General features: G+C 56.3%; 14 protein-coding genes. 6 read left to right on the top strand and 8 right to left on the bottom strand.

The genetic code is table 11. The annotated features are described in order from the left end of the window. Positions 1 to 32 precede the first annotated feature (32 nt). Together SH678x_RS00680 and SH678x_RS00675 are read right to left on the bottom strand one after the other, a co-directional pair. Positions 33 to 218 carry a type II toxin-antitoxin system HicA family toxin gene (locus SH678x_RS00680; RefSeq protein ID WP_496920954.1) on the bottom strand — a complete coding sequence of 62 codons (186 nt, stop codon included), beginning with the start codon at positions 216 to 218 and terminating at the stop codon, positions 33 to 35. Further along, a complete protein-coding gene (locus tag SH678x_RS00675) occupies positions 215 to 433 on the bottom strand; it encodes a type II toxin-antitoxin system HicB family antitoxin (RefSeq protein WP_496920953.1) in 219 nt (72 codons plus the stop codon). Before SH678x_RS00675 ends, SH678x_RS00680 begins: the two co-directional genes overlap by 4 nt. A 138-nt stretch (positions 434 to 571) precedes the next feature. Here SH678x_RS00675 and recQ point away from each other — a divergent pair, with 138 nt between their 5' ends. Beyond that, the gene (gene recQ, locus SH678x_RS00670) at positions 572 to 2,377 is read left to right on the top strand and encodes a DNA helicase RecQ (protein WP_496920952.1); all 1,806 of its coding nucleotides are present in this window, start codon (positions 572 to 574) and stop codon (positions 2,375 to 2,377) included. Positions 2,378 to 2,447: 70 nt separating this feature from the next. On the opposite strand, the gene SH678x_RS00665 is transcribed toward recQ, so the two are convergent. Next, positions 2,448 to 3,386, bottom strand: a complete 939-nt coding sequence (locus SH678x_RS00665; RefSeq protein WP_496920951.1) for a hypothetical protein — start codon at positions 3,384 to 3,386, stop codon at positions 2,448 to 2,450. Positions 3,387 to 3,599: 213 nt separating this feature from the next. Here SH678x_RS00665 and SH678x_RS00660 point away from each other — a divergent pair, with 213 nt between their 5' ends. Continuing rightward, a complete protein-coding gene (locus tag SH678x_RS00660) occupies positions 3,600 to 5,420 on the top strand; it encodes a cation:proton antiporter (RefSeq protein WP_496920950.1) in 1,821 nt (606 codons plus the stop codon). Here the strand turns inward: SH678x_RS00660 and SH678x_RS00655 are convergent. Continuing rightward, positions 5,417 to 7,111: a cation:proton antiporter domain-containing protein gene (locus SH678x_RS00655; protein ID WP_496920949.1), complete on the bottom strand. Its 1,695-nt coding sequence runs from the start codon at positions 7,109 to 7,111 to the stop codon at positions 5,417 to 5,419. The two genes, SH678x_RS00660 and SH678x_RS00655, sit on opposite strands and share 4 nt — an antisense overlap. Positions 7,112 to 7,263: 152 nt before the next feature. Further along, positions 7,264 to 8,877 (bottom strand): sigma-54-dependent Fis family transcriptional regulator, encoded by a 1,614-nt coding sequence (locus SH678x_RS00650; protein WP_496920948.1) that lies wholly within the window; start codon positions 8,875 to 8,877, stop codon positions 7,264 to 7,266. A 225-nt stretch (positions 8,878 to 9,102) separates the two neighbouring features. Here SH678x_RS00650 and SH678x_RS00645 point away from each other — a divergent pair, with 225 nt between their 5' ends. The 4 genes from SH678x_RS00645 (at position 9,103) to SH678x_RS00630 (ending at position 11,933) form a co-directional block, all read left to right on the top strand. Then, entirely contained in the window at positions 9,103 to 9,690 is a 588-nt protein-coding gene (locus SH678x_RS00645) for a carboxymuconolactone decarboxylase family protein (RefSeq protein ID WP_496920947.1), read from the top strand. A 110-nt stretch (positions 9,691 to 9,800) separates the two neighbouring features. Beyond that, the gene (locus SH678x_RS00640) at positions 9,801 to 10,721 is read left to right on the top strand and encodes an alpha/beta fold hydrolase (protein WP_496923100.1); all 921 of its coding nucleotides are present in this window, start codon (positions 9,801 to 9,803) and stop codon (positions 10,719 to 10,721) included. A 68-nt stretch (positions 10,722 to 10,789) separates the two neighbouring features. Then, positions 10,790 to 11,251 carry a nuclear transport factor 2 family protein gene (locus tag SH678x_RS00635; RefSeq protein ID WP_496920946.1) on the top strand — a complete coding sequence of 154 codons (462 nt, stop codon included), beginning with the start codon at positions 10,790 to 10,792 and terminating at the stop codon, positions 11,249 to 11,251. A 70-nt stretch (positions 11,252 to 11,321) separates the two neighbouring features. Continuing rightward, positions 11,322 to 11,933 carry a pyridoxamine 5'-phosphate oxidase family protein gene (locus tag SH678x_RS00630; RefSeq protein ID WP_496920945.1) on the top strand — a complete coding sequence of 204 codons (612 nt, stop codon included), beginning with the start codon at positions 11,322 to 11,324 and terminating at the stop codon, positions 11,931 to 11,933. Positions 11,934 to 12,026: 93 nt separating this feature from the next. Here SH678x_RS00630 and SH678x_RS00625 read toward each other — a convergent pair whose 3' ends face one another. The 3 genes from SH678x_RS00625 to SH678x_RS00615 form a co-directional block, all read right to left on the bottom strand. Further along, positions 12,027 to 12,581: a TlpA family protein disulfide reductase gene (locus SH678x_RS00625; RefSeq protein WP_496920944.1), complete on the bottom strand. Its 555-nt coding sequence runs from the start codon at positions 12,579 to 12,581 to the stop codon at positions 12,027 to 12,029. Positions 12,582 to 12,745: 164 nt separating this feature from the next. Continuing rightward, entirely contained in the window at positions 12,746 to 14,263 is a 1,518-nt protein-coding gene (locus SH678x_RS00620) for a DUF1254 domain-containing protein (RefSeq protein WP_496920943.1), read from the bottom strand. 704 nt (positions 14,264 to 14,967) lie between these two features. Then, positions 14,968 to 16,791, bottom strand: a complete 1,824-nt coding sequence (locus SH678x_RS00615; RefSeq protein WP_496920942.1) for a carboxypeptidase-like regulatory domain-containing protein — start codon at positions 16,789 to 16,791, stop codon at positions 14,968 to 14,970. Positions 16,792 to 17,232 lie beyond the last annotated feature (441 nt).

Below are 17,232 nucleotides of genomic sequence, written 5' to 3'. Positions count from 1 at the left end.
CATTGCCCGCAAAATCCACAAAACCGTCCCGACTATGGCTCCGGGATCTCCAGATCACGGCAGATCTTGCGTGCCAGATAGTCGTTGATTTCCCGATGGCGGGGAACCGCCGACGTCCGCTTACTCAGCGAATTCACATAAACGCTGTGATTGCCACCTTCCCGTAGGAGACGGCAATCGTGGGCTTCGAGATGCCGAATCAAATCCACTCGCTTCATGGCGCGGCCAACACAAAAGGTTCCTTAGTCACCTTTTGATCGCCCAAATCTTGCTCGGCCAACTCACGATTGGCTTCGAGTACCAGCGAAACGGCTTCCTGCAAATTCGCTCGTGCTTCCTCAAGAGTGGCACCCTGCGTATTCGCACCCGGGAGTTCCTCGACGAACGCGATAAACCCCTCGGGCACGGACATGAAGACGGCTGTGAGTTCCATGGTATTCCTGCGCTCTTATGCGTAACCTCTTATAAATACTATTATGATTTCGCCTGCCGATGGGGGCAACCTAGTTCGGCAATCCTAACGATTGACTGTAAAATTAACTGCTGTTCGCCACTTGCCTGCTAGCTTCTTATGACCTTCACCCCCCAACTCCTGGCCACCATGCAGCGCTATTGGGGCTACGACTCCTTTCGCCCGCTGCAAGCCGAGGCCATGGAAGCGGTCATGGGCAATCACGATTCGTTGGTGGTGCTCCCCACCGGTGGTGGCAAGTCGCTCTGCTTTCAAGTACCGGCCGTCTGTCGCGAGGGACTGACCCTCGTGGTCTCGCCCCTGATCTCGCTCATGAAAGATCAAGTCGACGCCTTGCGAACCTGCGGGATTCCCGCGGCAACGCTAAACAGCACGCTCACCCCCGCCGAACGTCGCAAGGTCGCCGAGCAAATTCGCTCGGGCGAATTGAAAATTGTCTACATCGCCCCCGAACGATTGCTTGGTTCGCATTCACTCGAATTCTTCCAAAGCGTCCCCCTCGAACTGATCGCCATCGACGAAGCCCATTGCATCAGCCAATGGGGTCACGATTTCCGGCCCGAGTATCGCGGGCTGGCGATTCTCAAGCAGGCCTTTCCCGGAGTCGGAGTTCACGCCTACACAGCCACCGCGGCCGAAGGCGTTCGCCAAGATATCGTTACGCAATTGGGTTTGCGTGACCCGCGAATTCTGGTCGGTTCTTTCGACCGTCCGAATTTGATTTACCAGGTGAAGCGCGCCTCCAAAAAGTTGGAGCAAATTTGTGAGCTCATCGACAAGCATCCCGGCGAAGCGGGGATTGTTTACTGCATCAGCCGTAAAGAAGTCGACCAAATGGCGGCTGATCTCAAAAAACGCGGCTATCGCACAGCTCCCTACCACGCCGGCCTGGCCGATCTAGCACGTCAGCGCAATCAAGAAGCGTTTCTCCAGGAACGCGTCGACATCATCGTGGCCACGGTCGCCTTCGGCATGGGGATCGACAAATCTAATGTGCGTTACGTCATTCACGCCGGCATGCCCAAGTCGCTGGAACACTACGTGCAAGAAAGCGGTCGCGCGGGCCGCGATGGCTTGCACGCCGATTGTCTGCTCATTCATAGCGGTCGCGATTATCAAGTCTGGCGGATGATTATCGAGAACAGCGAATCAGGACCCAACGACGGAGCACTCGCCGCTCTCCAAGCGATGACACAATTCTGCAATGGCGTGGGCTGTCGTCATCAAGCACTTGTCGGGCACTTCGGCCAAACCTTGGACCGACAAAACTGCGGCGCCTGCGACGTCTGTCTCGGTGGTCTCGAACTCGTGGACGAACCACTCATCATCGCCCAGAAAATTGTCTCCTGCGTGGCCCGCTTACAAGGACGCTTCGGCATGGATTACACCGCCAAAGTCCTCGTTGGCTCACAAGAAGAACGCATTCTTCAGCTCGGGCACAATTCGCTCAGCACCTATGGCTTGCTCAAAGAGACGAGCGTCTCGGCCGTGCGCACCTGGATCGACCAACTTGTGAGCCAAGAATTTCTCGCCAAAGAAGGCGAATACAACACCCTGGGCATTACAGCGATGGGCCGAGAATTGCTCCGCGGGAATGCCACGCCGCAACTCACCAAATCGACGAAACGCGCGGCTTCATCTCGATCTTCGCGCGAGTCCTCTGACGCCGATTGGGAAGGCGTCGATCGCGAACTCTTCGAAGAACTACGCACGCTGAGAACGGCCATCGCCACCGAACGGGGTGTGCCGCCCTATCTCGTTTTCGGCGATGCAGCACTCCGCGACATGGCCCGCATCAAACCCACCAACACGGCCGACTTTCTTGAAGTCCGCGGCGTCGGTCAGCAAAAACAGCGCGACTTCGGCGATGCCTTTGTCGAAGCCATTCGACAATATTGTTCCTAGCCTTAAACGCTAACGCCCTTGGGTTGCAACCCAAGGGCGTTGTTCATTCATGTTTACGGGCAACGCAAAATCACGTTGTGTTTTCGTCGGCCGGTTTCTCATCTTCCGATTCCCCAGCAGGTCGCTGCGGCCGCGGCGGTCCACCGCGATCAGGCCGGCCACGTCCTGGTCGACCCTCGATTCCAGGCCCACGTGGCCCCGGTCCTCCACCGCCAAAGCGATCGCGCATTTCACGCATCCGCTCGGTCAGAGCTTGAAACTCTTCGCGACTGAGTTGATCGTCGCCATTCTCATCAAAGCGATCAAAGATTCGATTTGGATCAGGACCACCCCAGCCTCCCGGGCCGCCCGCACCTTCAGGACCACGAGGTCCACGACCTTCCGGCCCGCGCGGTCCTCGCCCTTCTGGTCCACGTGGTCCTCTCGGTGCACCCGCCTCACCACCGCGCGGTGGCCCCGGAGGTCCATCAATCTGATTTTGCAGCGGTGGACGACGGCTAAATTCGCGTTCTCCCGGTGGTGGTCCCGGACGATCGTCCCCATCGGGACGCGGCGGGCGATCAGGCCGACCTTCCCGCGGCGGGCGTGGTCCACGCGGCCCACGAGTTTCTTCGGTCAATTTCATAAACTCATCGCGGCTGAGTTGTCCGTCTTGATCTGCATCAAACCGATCAAACAATTCATTCGGATCCGGAGGTGCGGGCCGACCTTCGCCACGCCCCTGTCCCTCTCCGCGGCCTCGTCCACCACCCTGTCCTTCCCCACGTCCCGGTCCACGGCCTTGTCCCTCTCCACGGCCACGACCACCACGACGTTCGCGCATCGTTTCACGCGCCGTTTGACGCTCTTCGTCATTCAATTCCCCGTCGCCATCGGCGTCAAATTCTTCAATCATTTTCGCGCGCATTTCGCCGTCGCGCTTGGGTGGTTTTTCTTCGTCTTGTGCCCATGCTCTGGCGGTGAGCAACATTGGCAAACCAAGCGCCAATAAAAATAAAACCCGTTTCATGGAATGTTCTCCTCATTTGTTGATTCCCGCCGCCATTGAAATATTGAGAAGCCGGCGGCGGAAAATGTTCTGCCTCAATGAATTCAACTCCGCGACTGCCCCACAGTTTCGCGAAATTCCACCAATGCTGAAATTCCGTCTGCTATCGCATCGTTCGGCTTATTCTTGCAGAATGTGGCTTCCACCCGCGACTTTTGCCAACAAAAATCCGTCATGAACTATCCGCTCTATCTCGCCGGCATCTTGGCCTTAGGAATTGCCGTCCAATGGCTTTCCTGGCGACTGCGCTTGCCGAGCATCGTATTGCTGCTCGTGTCGGGTTTCGTGCTGGGCCGAATTTCACCGCAAGAGCCGGGCCCCCATCAGCAACTTTTTTTCGCGGTCGTGTCACTCTCCGTGGGCATCATCCTCTTCGAAGGTGGACTGAATCTCGATTTCCGCGAAATCAAAGGGGTCCGCGGCGTTGTCTTCCGCTTGGTCAGCGTCGGCTTGGTGATCACTTGGCTCTTGACTGCCTGCTTCGCCCATTACGTCGCCGGCTTCTCGACCCAAATGTCGATCCTGCTCGGCGCGTTGCTCACCGTAAGTGGCCCCACGGTCATCATGCCGCTCTTGAATCATGTGCAGCCTGAGAAACGCATCGGTTCGCTCATTAAGTGGGAAGGAATCGTCAACGATCCCATCGGTGCCGTACTTGCGGCCTTGGTCTTCGAAATCATCTTGCATCACAGCGGCGGCGATATCGTCAGCGAATCGGCCTACCGACTCAGCTTGACCCTCCTCACCGCGATCCTGCTCAGCGCCATCAGCGCGTTTGTCTTGTTGCAAATGCTGCGTCGCTATTGGATTCCCGACTCGCTGCAAAATCCGGTGGTGCTAGCGCTCGTCGTGTTTGTGTTCGCGCTTTCCAATCAACTCAACAGCGAATCGGGGCTCGTCACGATCACGTTGCTGGGGATCATTCTCGCGAATCAACGCACCGTCCCCATTCGCCATATCATTGAGTTCAAAGAAAACTTGCGCACACTGTTGATTTCGACGCTCTTCATTGTGCTTGCCGCTCGATTGAAATTCGATGCCCAGGCGATGGCGACCCTCGGTTGGCGGAGTTTGGCCTTTGTGGCTTTGTTGATTCTCGTTGTTCGACCCGTTGCGGTCTTCTTCTCAACCGTCGGCAGCCCGCTGAACTGGAACGAGCGGATTTGCCTCGCCTGGATTCATCCCCGCGGCATCGTGGCCGCTGCGGTCAGTTCGTTGTTTGCCTTGGAAATCGTCAACGTACTCGGCGAGAATGATCCCCTGGCCATGGAATCGAATCGTTTTGTCCTCACGACATTTCTAGTGATTGTCGGCACGGTCACGGTCTATGGCATGAGCCTCGCACCGCTTGCGCGAAAGCTCGGCCTCGCCCGCCAAGATCCCCAAGGCATTCTCTTCGCGGGGGCCTCGCAAGCGGTCCGCGAAATCGCCTCCGCCATTCGCAAAGAAGGTTACAACGTGATGCTGGTCGATACCAATCCGCGCAACATTTCCAGCGCGCGCCTCGCCGGACTGCCGGTGAACCTGGCGAGCATCGGCAGCGAATTCGTCCGCGAGACGATCGATCTCTCGGGGATTGGCCGACTGCTGGCGATGACTCCCAACGACGAAGTGAACACGCTGGCCGCCATCAGCTTGGCGGAACGCTTTGACCGCTCAGAAGTCTATCAGCTTGCCAAGCACGATTCTTCCTCCGTGCGGAGTGAACGAGCCGCCACCTATCGTCGGGGCCGCATCCTGTTTGATAAACCCACGACCTTCGACCAACTTGAAGAACGAATCGAAGCGGGTCAGCAAGTGAAAGTCACCACGCTCAGCGCCGATTTCACTTTCGACGACTTTCGCAATCGCTACGGCGACACCGCGCTCGTGATGTTTCGCATCGAGGAGAAACACCGTCTCGTTGTCGCGACCACGGACGTCGAAACACCGCCCCGCGCCGGCCATAAGATTATCGCGCTCGTGGATCCACCTCCGATGACAGCGACCGCTTAGCGCGAATCCAAGACTTTGAACTTCGCCAACAGTTCCGTGAAGTTCTTGCTCAACAGCACATATTGCAACGACTCGGGATTGCGAAACATCTTGGCAATGTTCGCCGACAATCCCAATTGCACGCTCGGATCATCGCGCGGCGTGAGCAGCAAAAAGATCACGTGCGCCAGTTGACCGTCGGGAGCATCGAAATTGATCCCGGGCTCAGAGATTCCCACCGCCACAATGGCTTCTTTCAATCCCGAAATTCTCGCGTGCGGAATTGCCACGCCGTTGCCGATGCCCGTGGCCGCGATCTCTTCCCGCTGCCAGGCCAAATCTTCCACGGTTTCCAAGTCGAGATCGTAATACTGATGGGCTAAGCCAGCCAATTCGTGAATCGCTTCCCGGCTCGAAGTCGCCCGCATGTCTTGCTGAAATAGCTTGGGCGACAGCACTCGCTGCAACTTATGCGGTTGCTTCTGACGCAAGACCCACCGCATCAAGGGTCCGCTCATCGCGCTGGTGACAATCGCCATCACCACCAGTGCCACGAACAATCGTTGACGAATCACCCCCGCTTCGAGGGCCAGCAAGCCCAACACGATCTCCATCGCTCCACGAGCATTCATCGCGAAGCCCACGGCCCAAGCCTGTCGCGAAGGCATTCCTCCCCACCGCGCGCCAACCACCGCGCCAGCGAGTTTACCTACGCACGCCAACACCAGCAGCAAGACCACCAGCGAGAGATCAAACCGCGTGACGAAATTCACTCGCAAACCGATGCTGGCAAAAAACACGGGCGCGAAAATGAACGACACGAACTCTTCGAGCATCACCCGCGTGCGTTCATGCAAATGATCCGACGCCCCCACGGCCACGCCGACGATGAACGAACCGAAGATCGCATGGATGCCGATGAACTCCGTGAACGCCGCGCCGAACAACCCCAGCGTCACAATGAATCCCAACACCCCTGCGGGCCAATGGGTGTAAGCCTGCAGCACCGGCAAAGTCCAATGTATGAACCATCGCCCCACGGTCAGCACCAACCCCGCAAACAAGAGCGTGAGCATAATCGTGCTAAAAATCGTGAGACCCGTGCCGTGCGCGCCAATCATCCCCAGGATGATCGCAAAGAGCGTGAAGCCAATCAGGTCGTTGAAGATCGCCGCGCTGACGACAACCATCCCCAAATCGGTCCGGTACAGATTCAAGTCCATCAGCGTCTTGGCAATCACCGGCAGCGCCGAAATCGACATCGCCGTGGCCAGGAACAGCGCAAAGATCAGCGGGTCGCCGCCGGGGGGTCGTCCTAGCATGTCGGGAATCACCCACGCCCCGATCAAGCCCAGGGCAAACGGCACGAGCGTCCCCAGCACACCCACCTTGATCGCCGACCGGCCTTGTTCCCACACCGTCGACAGATCGACTTCCAAGCCAGCGACCAACAAGAACAGCACGATGGCCAGCGTGCTGATCCCGTGCAACACAATCGAATTGGGGCCATCCGAGGGAAAGAGAATCGCTTGCCATTCGGGCGAAATCTGCCCAAACACCGTGGGTCCCAGAATCACCCCGGCCAGCAACTCCCCCAACACCGCGGGCTGATGCAGCACACGGGCCAACTCACCCAACAGCCGCGCCATGCCGATCAACAACCCTAGCGACAACAGCATCACCGTCAGCTGGCTGGCTTCAAGATTATGCACGGCGGGATCTCAGCGGAGGGGGCCTAAGGCCGAAGTATCGACAGCGAGAAGTCTAAATGAGCGAAGTCGAATCGGCAATCGCCGCATTCTTCCTGTCCCCTCTCCCTCCGGGAGAGGGCTAGCGTGAGGGCTGGAACTGTCGAACCCCAAGGTCAGTCTTTGATCCCAAGAGCCTTGATTCGAGAATTGAGTGTAGTGGGTTTCATGCCAAGTAATGCTGCTGCGCCATTCGAGCCGTAGACTTTGCCGTTGCATTCGGCCAGGGCGGCTTTGATGTTCTTGGCCTCGAAGGCGCGCACTTCCGTGTCGGTTAGGATGGTTTTGATGGAGTTTGACTCCAGTGGCTTTGCTCGTTGCTTAGAAGTGACCTCCGGAAAATCGAATCGCAGGCGGCCGTCGGCAGAAACGATGCATGCTCGTTCCAGAGCATGTTGCAGTTCGCGGACGTTGCCCGGCCAGTCGTAGCCTTGCAGCTCCTGCACGTTGGCCAACGTCAGCCGAAGCCGTGGTCGTCCCAGTTGTCTCGACAAACGGCTCAGAAAGTGCTCGGCGAGCAACGGGATATCTTCGATTCGCTTCCGCAGAGGAGGAAGTTCCATCGGGAATACGCTCAGTCGGTAGTACAAATCCTGTCGAAACCGACCTGCTTCGGCTTCGGCACGAAGATTTCGATTCGTTGCCACAATCACCCGCACGTCAATTCGTCGAGTTCGCTCTTCACCAATCCGTTCGATCTCTCCTTCCTGTAGGACCCGCAGCAGCTTGGCTTGCAGATCCAGCGGGATTTCGCCGATTTCGTCGAGGAATAAAGTACCACCATCCGCGAGTTCGAATCGCCCGGCGCGATCACGTAGTGCGCCGGTGAAGGCACCTTTGACGTGACCAAAGAACTCACTTTCGTAGAGTTCACGCGGAACTGCAGCGCAGTTGACCTTGATCAGCGGGCGATCTGCGCGGTGACTGTGACGGTGAATCTCACGAGCGACAACTTCCTTGCCTGTACCACTTTCACCGAGAATTAACACGGCGGAGTTTGTCGGTGCGACCAATTCGATTTGTCGAGTAACAGCCTGTAACGCAGGAGCCTGACCGATCAGATCGCCAAAAGCCGCTGACTGCTGAACTTCTTCGCGAAGGTACTCGTTCTCTTGCTCAAGTCGCTTTTTGAGCGATTCAATCTCGTCCCGCGCGCGGGCATTGGCAATCGCAGCAGCAAGGTGATCGGCAATCATTCGCAGCCATTCGAAGCAGGATTCACTTGGCGCTTCCCGGGCGAACAACCCCAGTACTCCGAGTATGTCACCGCGGTGAACCAGCGGGTGGCCGGCAAACGAGACAATCCGTTCATCACGAATCCATGCCGGATCAGCGACCCAGGACTGATCGCTTACCACATCAGTGACTTCCAGCGATTGCCCTGTTTTGGCAATCTGTCCAACTTTTCTGATCCCGATGGGAAAGCGTCGAAAATCTCCGTCCAGTCTATCCCATGCTACGTGAGTACTGTCGACTGACTGACCAGCACTGGCCACCAGATGCAGACAACAATCCTGGTTCGGGCACTCGGCGGCCAAACGGCAGTTCGTGCAGTCACCCGGCAGCGGCGGTTGCGCGAGCCAAATGCGAACGAGCGCGATCGCAGGTCCTTCGGCAAGTCGTTGCACGGCCAGTGGCAGCAATTCGGACACGTGATGATGCCCGGCCAGGTCCAGCAAAAGTTGCTTGGGGTCGCCAATGAGCCCGGTGGATGGGGAGGAGATCGTCATGATTCAAGCATGGCGAAATCTCGTTGTATGTCAACGAAATATCGTGACACAACGAAATTTCGTTGACGATTTGATGGGTGCTCTTATTACCTAAGTCATTTCCTGAATGTGACTTACATATCCTCCAACTAAATGGCACGGGACGTGTATTCACTCAGTCGTCGCCAACGAATCCTTCGTCCGGTAACTGCCATAACTCTAAGAACTCTAAGAAAGGTCGTAGCAATGTCTCGCATTCATCAACTCGCCCCTGAAGCCGCTGCTGGAAAAGCCAAAGAACTACTTGATGCCGTCAACGGGAAACTCGGTCTCGTCCCCAACATGACTCGGGCGATGGTTAACTCCCCTGCTGTGCTGGAAGGATATCTGGGCCTAAGCGGTGCGCTGAGCAAGGGCAGCCTGTCAGCAAAGAACCGCGAGCAGATCGCCTTGGCTGTCGGGCAGGCCAACCATTGTGATTATTGCCTCGCGGCACATTCAACGATCGGCAAGATGGTTGGCTTGACCCAGGATCAGATCCTCGACAGCCGGCGCGGAACCGCCGTTGATCCAAAGAGTGATGCTGTCATTCGGTTCGCTCGCAAAATCGTTGAAGAACGCGGACAGGTCAGCGACTCTGACATCGCCGAAGTTCGTGCTGCCGGATTGAACGACGGGGACATTGCCGAAGTTGTCGCCAATGTCGCATTGAACATCTTCACCAACTATTTCAATCATGTGGCTGAAACTGACATCGATTTCCCCAAAGCCGAACCGATCGTCGACCATCACGAAGTGTGTGCTTCGATCCCCGGTTGCGATGAAACTCGTTGATGCAGTCGCTACTCATTTTCAGTCGTGCTCAACCTAAATTGTCACATTGTCATAAGGAAAACAGAACCATGGTTACGTTGAAAAAAACCGTCACTGCCTTGGCGCTCATCATGCTCGTTTTGCCCAATCCAACAGCCGGCGCGGCTGAGTCCGCTGCCCCAGCCGCGCAGGTTCTGCATCGCACGGTAAAAATCGATGGAGTCGACGTCTTTTACCGGGAAGCTGGGCCGAAAGACGCACCAACTCTCCTGTTATTGCATGGGTTTCCGACGTCCTCGCACATGTTTCGTAATCTGATCCCGGCTTTGGCCGACAAGTACCATGTCGTTGCCCCGGACTATCCCGGCTACGGCAACAGTTCGGCGCCGTCTGTCAGTGAATTCGACTATACGTTCGACAATCTGGCGAACGTCATCGACAAGTTTACAGAGAAGGTCGGCCTGACGAAGTATTCGATCTATCTCATGGACTACGGTGCTCCCGTCGGATTTCGTCTGGCCGCGAAACATCCGGAGCGTGTGGAAACGCTGATCGTACAAAACGGCAACGCTTACGATGAAGGACTCGACAACGACTTCTGGAAGCCCATCAAGGCCTATTGGAAAGATCGCACCGACGCACAGGGCAATGACCTGCGGTCACTGCTGACACTTGATGCCACCAAATGGCAATACACCAACGGGGTTCGCAACGTCGAAACGATTAGTCCCGACACCTGGGGCCATGTGCAGCCGCTCCTGGATCGTCCAGGAAATCAGGAGGTTCAGCTGGCTCTGTTCTACAGCTATGGAAGCAACCCGCCGCTGTATCCACAATGGCAGCAATACCTTCGCAAATACCAGCCGCCGACTCTGATCGTCTGGGGTCAGAACGACGCGATCTTCCCGGCCGCCGGGGCACACCCCTACAAGCGTGACCTAGAGAACCTGGAATTCCACCTGCTCGATACCGGCCACTTCGCCCTGGAAGAAGAGGGAGCGGCAATTGCCACTCTGATGCGAAACTTCCTTGACAAGAACGTGAAAAAGTAATCCCAGTAACTCTTTGTCTGATCCAAAAAACAGAGTTTTTTGGATCAGACGGATAGAGGAATCACACAATGACAAATCTTCGACCACCATTCACATTAGAAACTGCGACCGCTAAAGTCCGGGCCGCTGAAGATGCGTGGAACAGCCGTGATCCGCAGCGAGTCTCCCTCGCTTACACCGAAAACTCGGAGTGGCGAAATCGGGATCAGTTCCTTCAAGGCCGGGACCAGATTCGAGCATTCCTGACAGGCAAGTGGGAACGAGAACTCGACTATCGCCTCATCAAGGCGCTGTGGAGCTTCACCGACAATCGGATTGCCGTTCGTTTTCAGTACGAATATCACAACGCCTCCGGGCAGTGGTTTCGGGCTTACGGCAACGAACTCTGGGAGTTTGATGAAGAAGGTCTCATGGGTCGTCGGGAAGCGAGTATCAATGAGGTTCCCATCCAAGATTCAGAACGAAAATTCCATTGGCCTCTATCCGGTCCGCGACCTCCGGAGGACGCAGGGATTCCAGCCGTCCGATAACAACAACTTGCCACCAGCGAAGTCACGGCGGAGTTTTTCTCCCTAACGCGAAGAACACAGGATTCGTGCCATGCGTCAATATTCCAGCGATGTTGCTTTCACGCCGACAGTGAAGTCGATTCAGTCCGAGAAAGGCTCTCGCTCCGGATACGCTCGCATGGAGGACGGGGGAAGTTGGCAGACAACGGTCACTCCGGGACTCGCAGCGTTCCTCTCCGAACTTGACATGTTCTATTTGGGAACAGCCAACGCCGCAGGCCAGCCCTACATCCAGTACCGTGGCGGCCCACCGGGATTTCTCAAGGTCGTCAATGACAAAACCCTGGGCTTTGCCGACTTCGGTGGCAATCGTCAGTACATTACGCTCGGAAACATTTCCGAAAACCCGAAAGCGTTTATCTTTCTGATGGACTACGCTCTCAGCCGACGCATTAAGCTCTGGGGATCACTGCGCGTTGTCGAAGGAGATCAATCGCTAATCGATCAACTTCGCGATCCCTCCTATCCGGGGAAGGTTGAGCGGGCGATGCTGTTCGAGATCGAAGCATGGGATGTCAATTGCCCGCAGCACATCCACAAACGGTTCTCGCAGAAGCAGGTCGCTCCAGTCATTGAGCAATTGCAAGGCCGGATTGCCGATCTTGAAGCCAAGCTCAAGGCTGCCCAGACGACAGTGCAATGATCGTGAGTGAAGGCTCTCAAGGTCGGGCCCGCCAGCGCAGAAATTCCTTCCCATAGCGATGCCCGCCTTGTTAGGCAACGCAATACAGGTCGCTTACTTGGACGGCTTCCCAGTCGACTCATTGAGCTTCGCCGTGAAATCCTCAACTTTCATTCGATCGGAGTTGCTCTTGCCGACGTAACGAAAGAGTTCCTTGCCCTTCCCATCCAACGCGACGAGCGCGGGGTAATGCACGGTCTGACCGTGAAACTTATAGCCGTTGGGAATCTTGAACTCCTCAGCCAGCTTGGCATCAGGATCGCGGTAAACCTGGGGCAGATTTTTTAGGTCGTTCTTGTCGAGTTTCTCGGCCCACGACTTGATCTCCGATTCGCTGTCCGGTTTGAGAAACACATGCACGACCTCAGGATTCTGCTCGGCCAAAACAGAGTAGTCGTGCGTATATCTCAGGCAAAACGGGCATTCCGTCTTCAACAAAAAATGCAGCACGACGACTTTGCCACGATGCTTGGAAAGCTGAAACGTCGAGTCATCGGTTGCCGACTTGACCGTGAAGTCGTCCGCCGCGACAGCGACCGCCGTAAGAGTGCAAGTCAACAACGCACCACAGACGATGCCGACGAAACCACGTTGAATGATGTTGGTCATGATGTCGCAAACTCCAGAGTTAAAGAAAGATTGAATCGAGATTGCTACTGAGAGGTTATTGAAGCACTTCTTCGGATGGGCTCCAGATGGTATTTTGCCTAACGCCCAGTTTAGCTGCGGCGCCTGAACCCCATCCGCTGCAACCGGTTGTTAGCAGGCGGCTCCTATTTCATCAACTCAATCTCACCCGGCTTCCAGGTCTTGTCGAACCAAGGTTCGAGCGGGCCGTAGAGGCGCAGGATCATGAACCAGCCTTTGCCGGGCAGGGTCTGCACCCAGTTGTTCTCATAGCCTTCCGGAGCTTTCGGGCCGAAGAACACGTCCACCGAGCCGTCGGCGCTTTTCTTCAGGTTCTTATTCTGGCTGCTTACGCTTGGCGCTTTCTGGTCGGTCTGGATCATGGAGCGCGTCTGATTGTCGTAAACGATCACGGACCAGAAGTCTTTCACCGGCACGTTCGGCGGAAGGTGCATCTTATAAGTCTTCTCGCCGTCGAAGGGGTCGCCGTTCGAGTCTTGCACAGACCACGGATATTGCGAGCCTTTGCCGACCATCTTCATCTCCATCGCCGGGGTGACGCCGGTGGCGAAGTAGTAATAGAAGATGTAGCCGTCCATGTTCGTCACGCCAGGCGCGCTCTCGAACTTGTAACCCCCAAAGAAGGGCAGACGCCACGGGCTATTCGGGTAAAAGTAGGCTTCCGGTGAGCGGATTTTGAAGGCGATGGTTCGGGCGGTGACGGCTCCGATATTCGCGGCATCGGTAAGGATCTCTTTCATGCGCTCGTCGGGTGCGAACGGCTGTCCTTTCACAATGCCGATCGAAGCGAACAGCCCGAGTGTGGTGGGATCGGAGCCCTGCGGCGGCTCTTCCTGAATCACTTGGTTGAGCATGTTCCAGAACGAATAGTCACCCGGTGCGACGAAGTTGGCCGGCACGCCAGAGGCGTTGACGAACTTCATTGCCGGGGGATTGTCGGCGTCGGAGAGCTGATAAATCTTGAGGTGCTTCTTGACCGATTCAACGCTAGGCTTGGTCGAGCCATTAACGACGAAGGCGCGAAACACGAACCAATTGCCGTAGGTGTTCGGCCGCAGGACAAAATATCCCGCGGGTACCTCGCCCTTGTAGCCGGGCGGCAGGACCAAATACTTGCCCCCTTTGCCACGGTCTTCTCCGGTGATACCGACATCGCCGACCCAGCGATACCAGAAGTCGTTCACTAATCCAAGCACTTCCGGGGGCGCTTCGATGACCAGCGGGCCTTTCTTGGTGTCGATCCACATGAAGTTGTAGATCGTGTTGTCGTTGGCCGTGAGTTCGACTGTGCGCGGATCAACGAGGTTTTCCCAGATCACGTCGGTCTGGTTGTCCGGGCCGAACTGGCGGATCGAATCACGCATGCCGGCCTGATTCACGATCGGGATGGCCATGAGGTAGGCCTGCAAGGCGCGGGAACGGTCGAGGTTGTCATAAATCTTCTCGACGGTATCGGCCGAAGGGTAGCCATAGCTTAGATTAAGCGTGCCAATGGAACTCTCAATTTTGTCCGGTACGGCAACGCCCGGTGCGATGGGTGTGGTCATCTTCATTTGCTGCGAGTCCTGAGCGTAGCTGCCTGTTGCCCATAAGAGGCAAGGCAGGGCTACCGCGAGAACGTATTTGTTGAAGTTGTGTTTCATGAGCTTCTCACAGATTTGATATTGGTTATGGCCGCAGCCAGAGCTTGCTAACTTGTTATTAGACAGGAAGTTGATCAGTCAGCCCAGCATCTTTCAGCAAGCATGATGACGGGCCTCCAGCGGGCGCGTAGTTCGAGGTTGGGAGGACTCTCGATAACCCCACAATCTACTCGAGAACTCACGCTGCACCAGTTACCGAGACGCCCGCCGCGGTGGATAGGTGTCGCTTGCAACAAAAAGTGTTATCCGTCGATCACCTCGCGTGCTGCGCACACCGATGCCGACGAAACGACCTTGAATTGTGTTGGTCATGATGTCGCAAACTCCAGAGTTACAGAGACATGAAATCGAGATCACGCCGGAATCGCCTAGCCAGCCGATCGGCAGAAGCCAATTGTAATTTCCCCGCAACGCCCCACAAGACAAGGTAACGCCGTAGCAGGCGACAACCAACTGAGCCCCGCGGATTCTTCCAGTCCCCTCTCCCTCCGGGAGAGGGCTACGGTGAGGGCGTCATGAAAAAAACATTCGCCTTGAGTGCGTACCAAATCGCTTCCAAGACTGCATCGGTATCTTGAAGCACTACATAGTTCCAAAAACGCATGGCACGCCCACCTTATGCAAGCTGGTCGGTTGGCATATAAACTCATGTTCAGCCACTCGGCCTGCGGCAAGGGCGCAACCAAACCGCAAAAGAGAGCAGACTAGTAGCTTTTCGCGGTCAGCGTGCCCTCGATATCGTCGTACGTTAGCCGCCAGCGGACTTCGCCGGGCTGACGGAACTCGATCGGCTCCGTCCGAAGTTCATCCCGCCGTCCGAGTGAAAACGAAAACGTTTTCAGCGGCACATCGTCAAATTCAGCTTTGCCTTCGCCATTTGTCTTTTTCGACTCCAGTATGTTGCTTGATGGATAAAGCTCTGCGCCGCACAGTTCGAGCTTATAATCAGCCAATGGCTGGCCGTTCGGTTTAATCAGCTCAACGATAACCTGTGCCGCGCGCAACATAACGAAGTCTAACTTGTACGGCTGACCACGATAAACGATGGCCTCGAAGTGCCAACCACCCTCGTCGAAATCCTTCGGCCGATAATTCGCCATGCCGAGATTTCCGTTTTGACACAAGTCACGTTCATAGAATCCAGGTTTACTGGCGTAAATCGTCGCTGCTTGAAGATTCGGTCCACCATCAAGGCTTAACATCCCAGGACCGAAGTGAAGCTCATAGCGCCCCGCGGCGTCAGTTTTCACCGGCGTACTTGTTCGCAACGTGCCAATGCCGGTAGCCGCGCGAACTTCAACGCCTTCCATTGGACGCCCCTCGCCGTCAGTGACGAGGCCCGAGACGATAAACTGGTTGTCGGGCGCTTCGGGCGTCGGCCCGATCGACGCCTCACCATCCAGCTCGATGTCGATTCTTCCAAACTGCCCTTGATTCACCCACAGGAGCGTGCGCTCGTCCGCCCAGGCCAATTCCGCCGCCCCGTGGTTGAGCACCTTTCGTAAGCCGCTGCCGTCAGGATGCACGATCCACACATCGTCGCGACTACCTTTTTCCTTTTCTTCGTTTCGCGACGACGTGCAATGACTGTAGGCGAGCCATTTTCCGTCCGGCGACCACACGGCGCCATACGACCCGCTCATTGACCATGAATAGGGCTCTTTTGTCGACACATTGGCCGGTGGGTCCGTGACGCGTGTGATCTGTGTCTCGCCGCTTTTAATAAACTTCCCCACGTCCAGTACGCCGATGGCGCCGTCCATCGGTGTGCCGTCCAGCCAGCTGCCGCCTTGCACGATGTCGGTGACGATCGCTAAGCGATTGCAGTCCGGCGACCAATCGGCAGCCGTACCCTTTACCACGGGCCGATGCATCTTGCCGGTCTCCCGTTCGACAATGACCAGCGTATAGTCCTTCACATAGTGGCCGATGCCGCAGGCTAGGTACTCAGAATCGGGCGACCAGGACGGTAAGTTTGCGACTGTCCCATCGACAACATGCCTCACCGACTGCGTCGCCAAGTCCACTAGAAACAGCCCGTGTACTTGATTGATGTCAGGATGAGCCTTGAAGTACCGCCGGCGTTCCTCATCACTTTCGAACTTTCGATCGATCTCGGCATAGTTGCCGCAAAATGAGATGGTCTTGCCATCGGGCGACAGGCATTGATGAAAGTACGAGTCGCAGCCCGGCGGCATCCGCAGCTCACCGGCCGGCTTGCCCTCCAAGTCGATCAGCTCAAAGCCATCTTCGCCGTGTTTCGTAACGTACGCGACGTGGTCGTTGCCGTACCACTGCACTTCGTCGACGGCTTCGGCTCCGAGCGGCAACGCACGCCGATGAGAGCCCTCAGCATCGCCCACAATAATTCGCACCTTCTGCTCGCCTTTCGGGCCGACAGCGGTCTGGCCATAGGCGATGTGTCGGCGATCGGGCGAGATCAGCTGGCTTACCGGCGTGGCCTGCTCTTCCGCGGCGAGCCTGGCCGTCGGCAAAAGCATGATTGCGACGATGGCCAGTGCAGTCATACGCCGAAGTTGGCCCATCCAATGATTTGTCGCATACATCGCAATTGCCTCGACAGATAACGAAGCCCAGCCGTTAGACACTAATTCATTGAACCGAATTCCAATGAATCTGCCAACAGGAACTGCAATTCACTAGCAAACTGCGGGTCGCCGGTGCGTCCCGAGAGAGTGCGTAATGACGAACCGACGTTAGCTGTTTAATAGCGAGTCATTATGGCGAAAGAACTCGGGAAGCTCAAATATTCGCCTAGCCAAAAAGCATTGCCAGGCAACAAACGAGGACTGGGGTGCATAGGCATTTGTTAAATTTTTCCGTCTACTAATCCTTCGTCCCAATGAGCCGCGCAACACCGTCGCGCAGCGACGGTCGGCTAGCCGCGGATTCTTCCAGTCCCCTCTCCCTCCGGGAGAGGGTTAGGGTGCGGGCTTCTCGGAAAAAAC

The sequence above is a fragment of the Bythopirellula superficialaquae genome (genome assembly GCF_059632245.1).
The sequence above is the reverse complement of the archived record's forward strand: the minus strand, read 5'-3'. Positions and strand labels throughout refer to the sequence as shown.

Coding starts and splice junctions, on each gene's coding strand:
- SH678x_RS00615 (WP_496920942.1), bottom strand. CDS start 16,791: ATGACTGCACTGGCCATCGTCGCAATCATGCTTTTGCCGACGGCCAGG.
- SH678x_RS00660 (WP_496920950.1), top strand. CDS start 3,600: ATGAACTATCCGCTCTATCTCGCCGGCATCTTGGCCTTAGGAATTGCC.
- SH678x_RS00635 (WP_496920946.1), top strand. CDS start 10,790: ATGACAAATCTTCGACCACCATTCACATTAGAAACTGCGACCGCTAAA.
- SH678x_RS00665 (WP_496920951.1), bottom strand. CDS start 3,386: ATGAAACGGGTTTTATTTTTATTGGCGCTTGGTTTGCCAATGTTGCTC.
- SH678x_RS00640 (WP_496923100.1), top strand. CDS start 9,801: ATGCTCGTTTTGCCCAATCCAACAGCCGGCGCGGCTGAGTCCGCTGCC.
- SH678x_RS00645 (WP_496920947.1), top strand. CDS start 9,103: ATGTCTCGCATTCATCAACTCGCCCCTGAAGCCGCTGCTGGAAAAGCC.
- SH678x_RS00650 (WP_496920948.1), bottom strand. CDS start 8,877: ATGACGATCTCCTCCCCATCCACCGGGCTCATTGGCGACCCCAAGCAA.
- recQ (WP_496920952.1), top strand. CDS start 572: ATGACCTTCACCCCCCAACTCCTGGCCACCATGCAGCGCTATTGGGGC.
- SH678x_RS00630 (WP_496920945.1), top strand. CDS start 11,322: ATGCGTCAATATTCCAGCGATGTTGCTTTCACGCCGACAGTGAAGTCG.
- SH678x_RS00675 (WP_496920953.1), bottom strand. CDS start 433: ATGGAACTCACAGCCGTCTTCATGTCCGTGCCCGAGGGGTTTATCGCG.
- SH678x_RS00625 (WP_496920944.1), bottom strand. CDS start 12,581: ATGACCAACATCATTCAACGTGGTTTCGTCGGCATCGTCTGTGGTGCG.
- SH678x_RS00680 (WP_496920954.1), bottom strand. CDS start 218: ATGAAGCGAGTGGATTTGATTCGGCATCTCGAAGCCCACGATTGCCGT.
- SH678x_RS00620 (WP_496920943.1), bottom strand. CDS start 14,263: ATGAAACACAACTTCAACAAATACGTTCTCGCGGTAGCCCTGCCTTGC.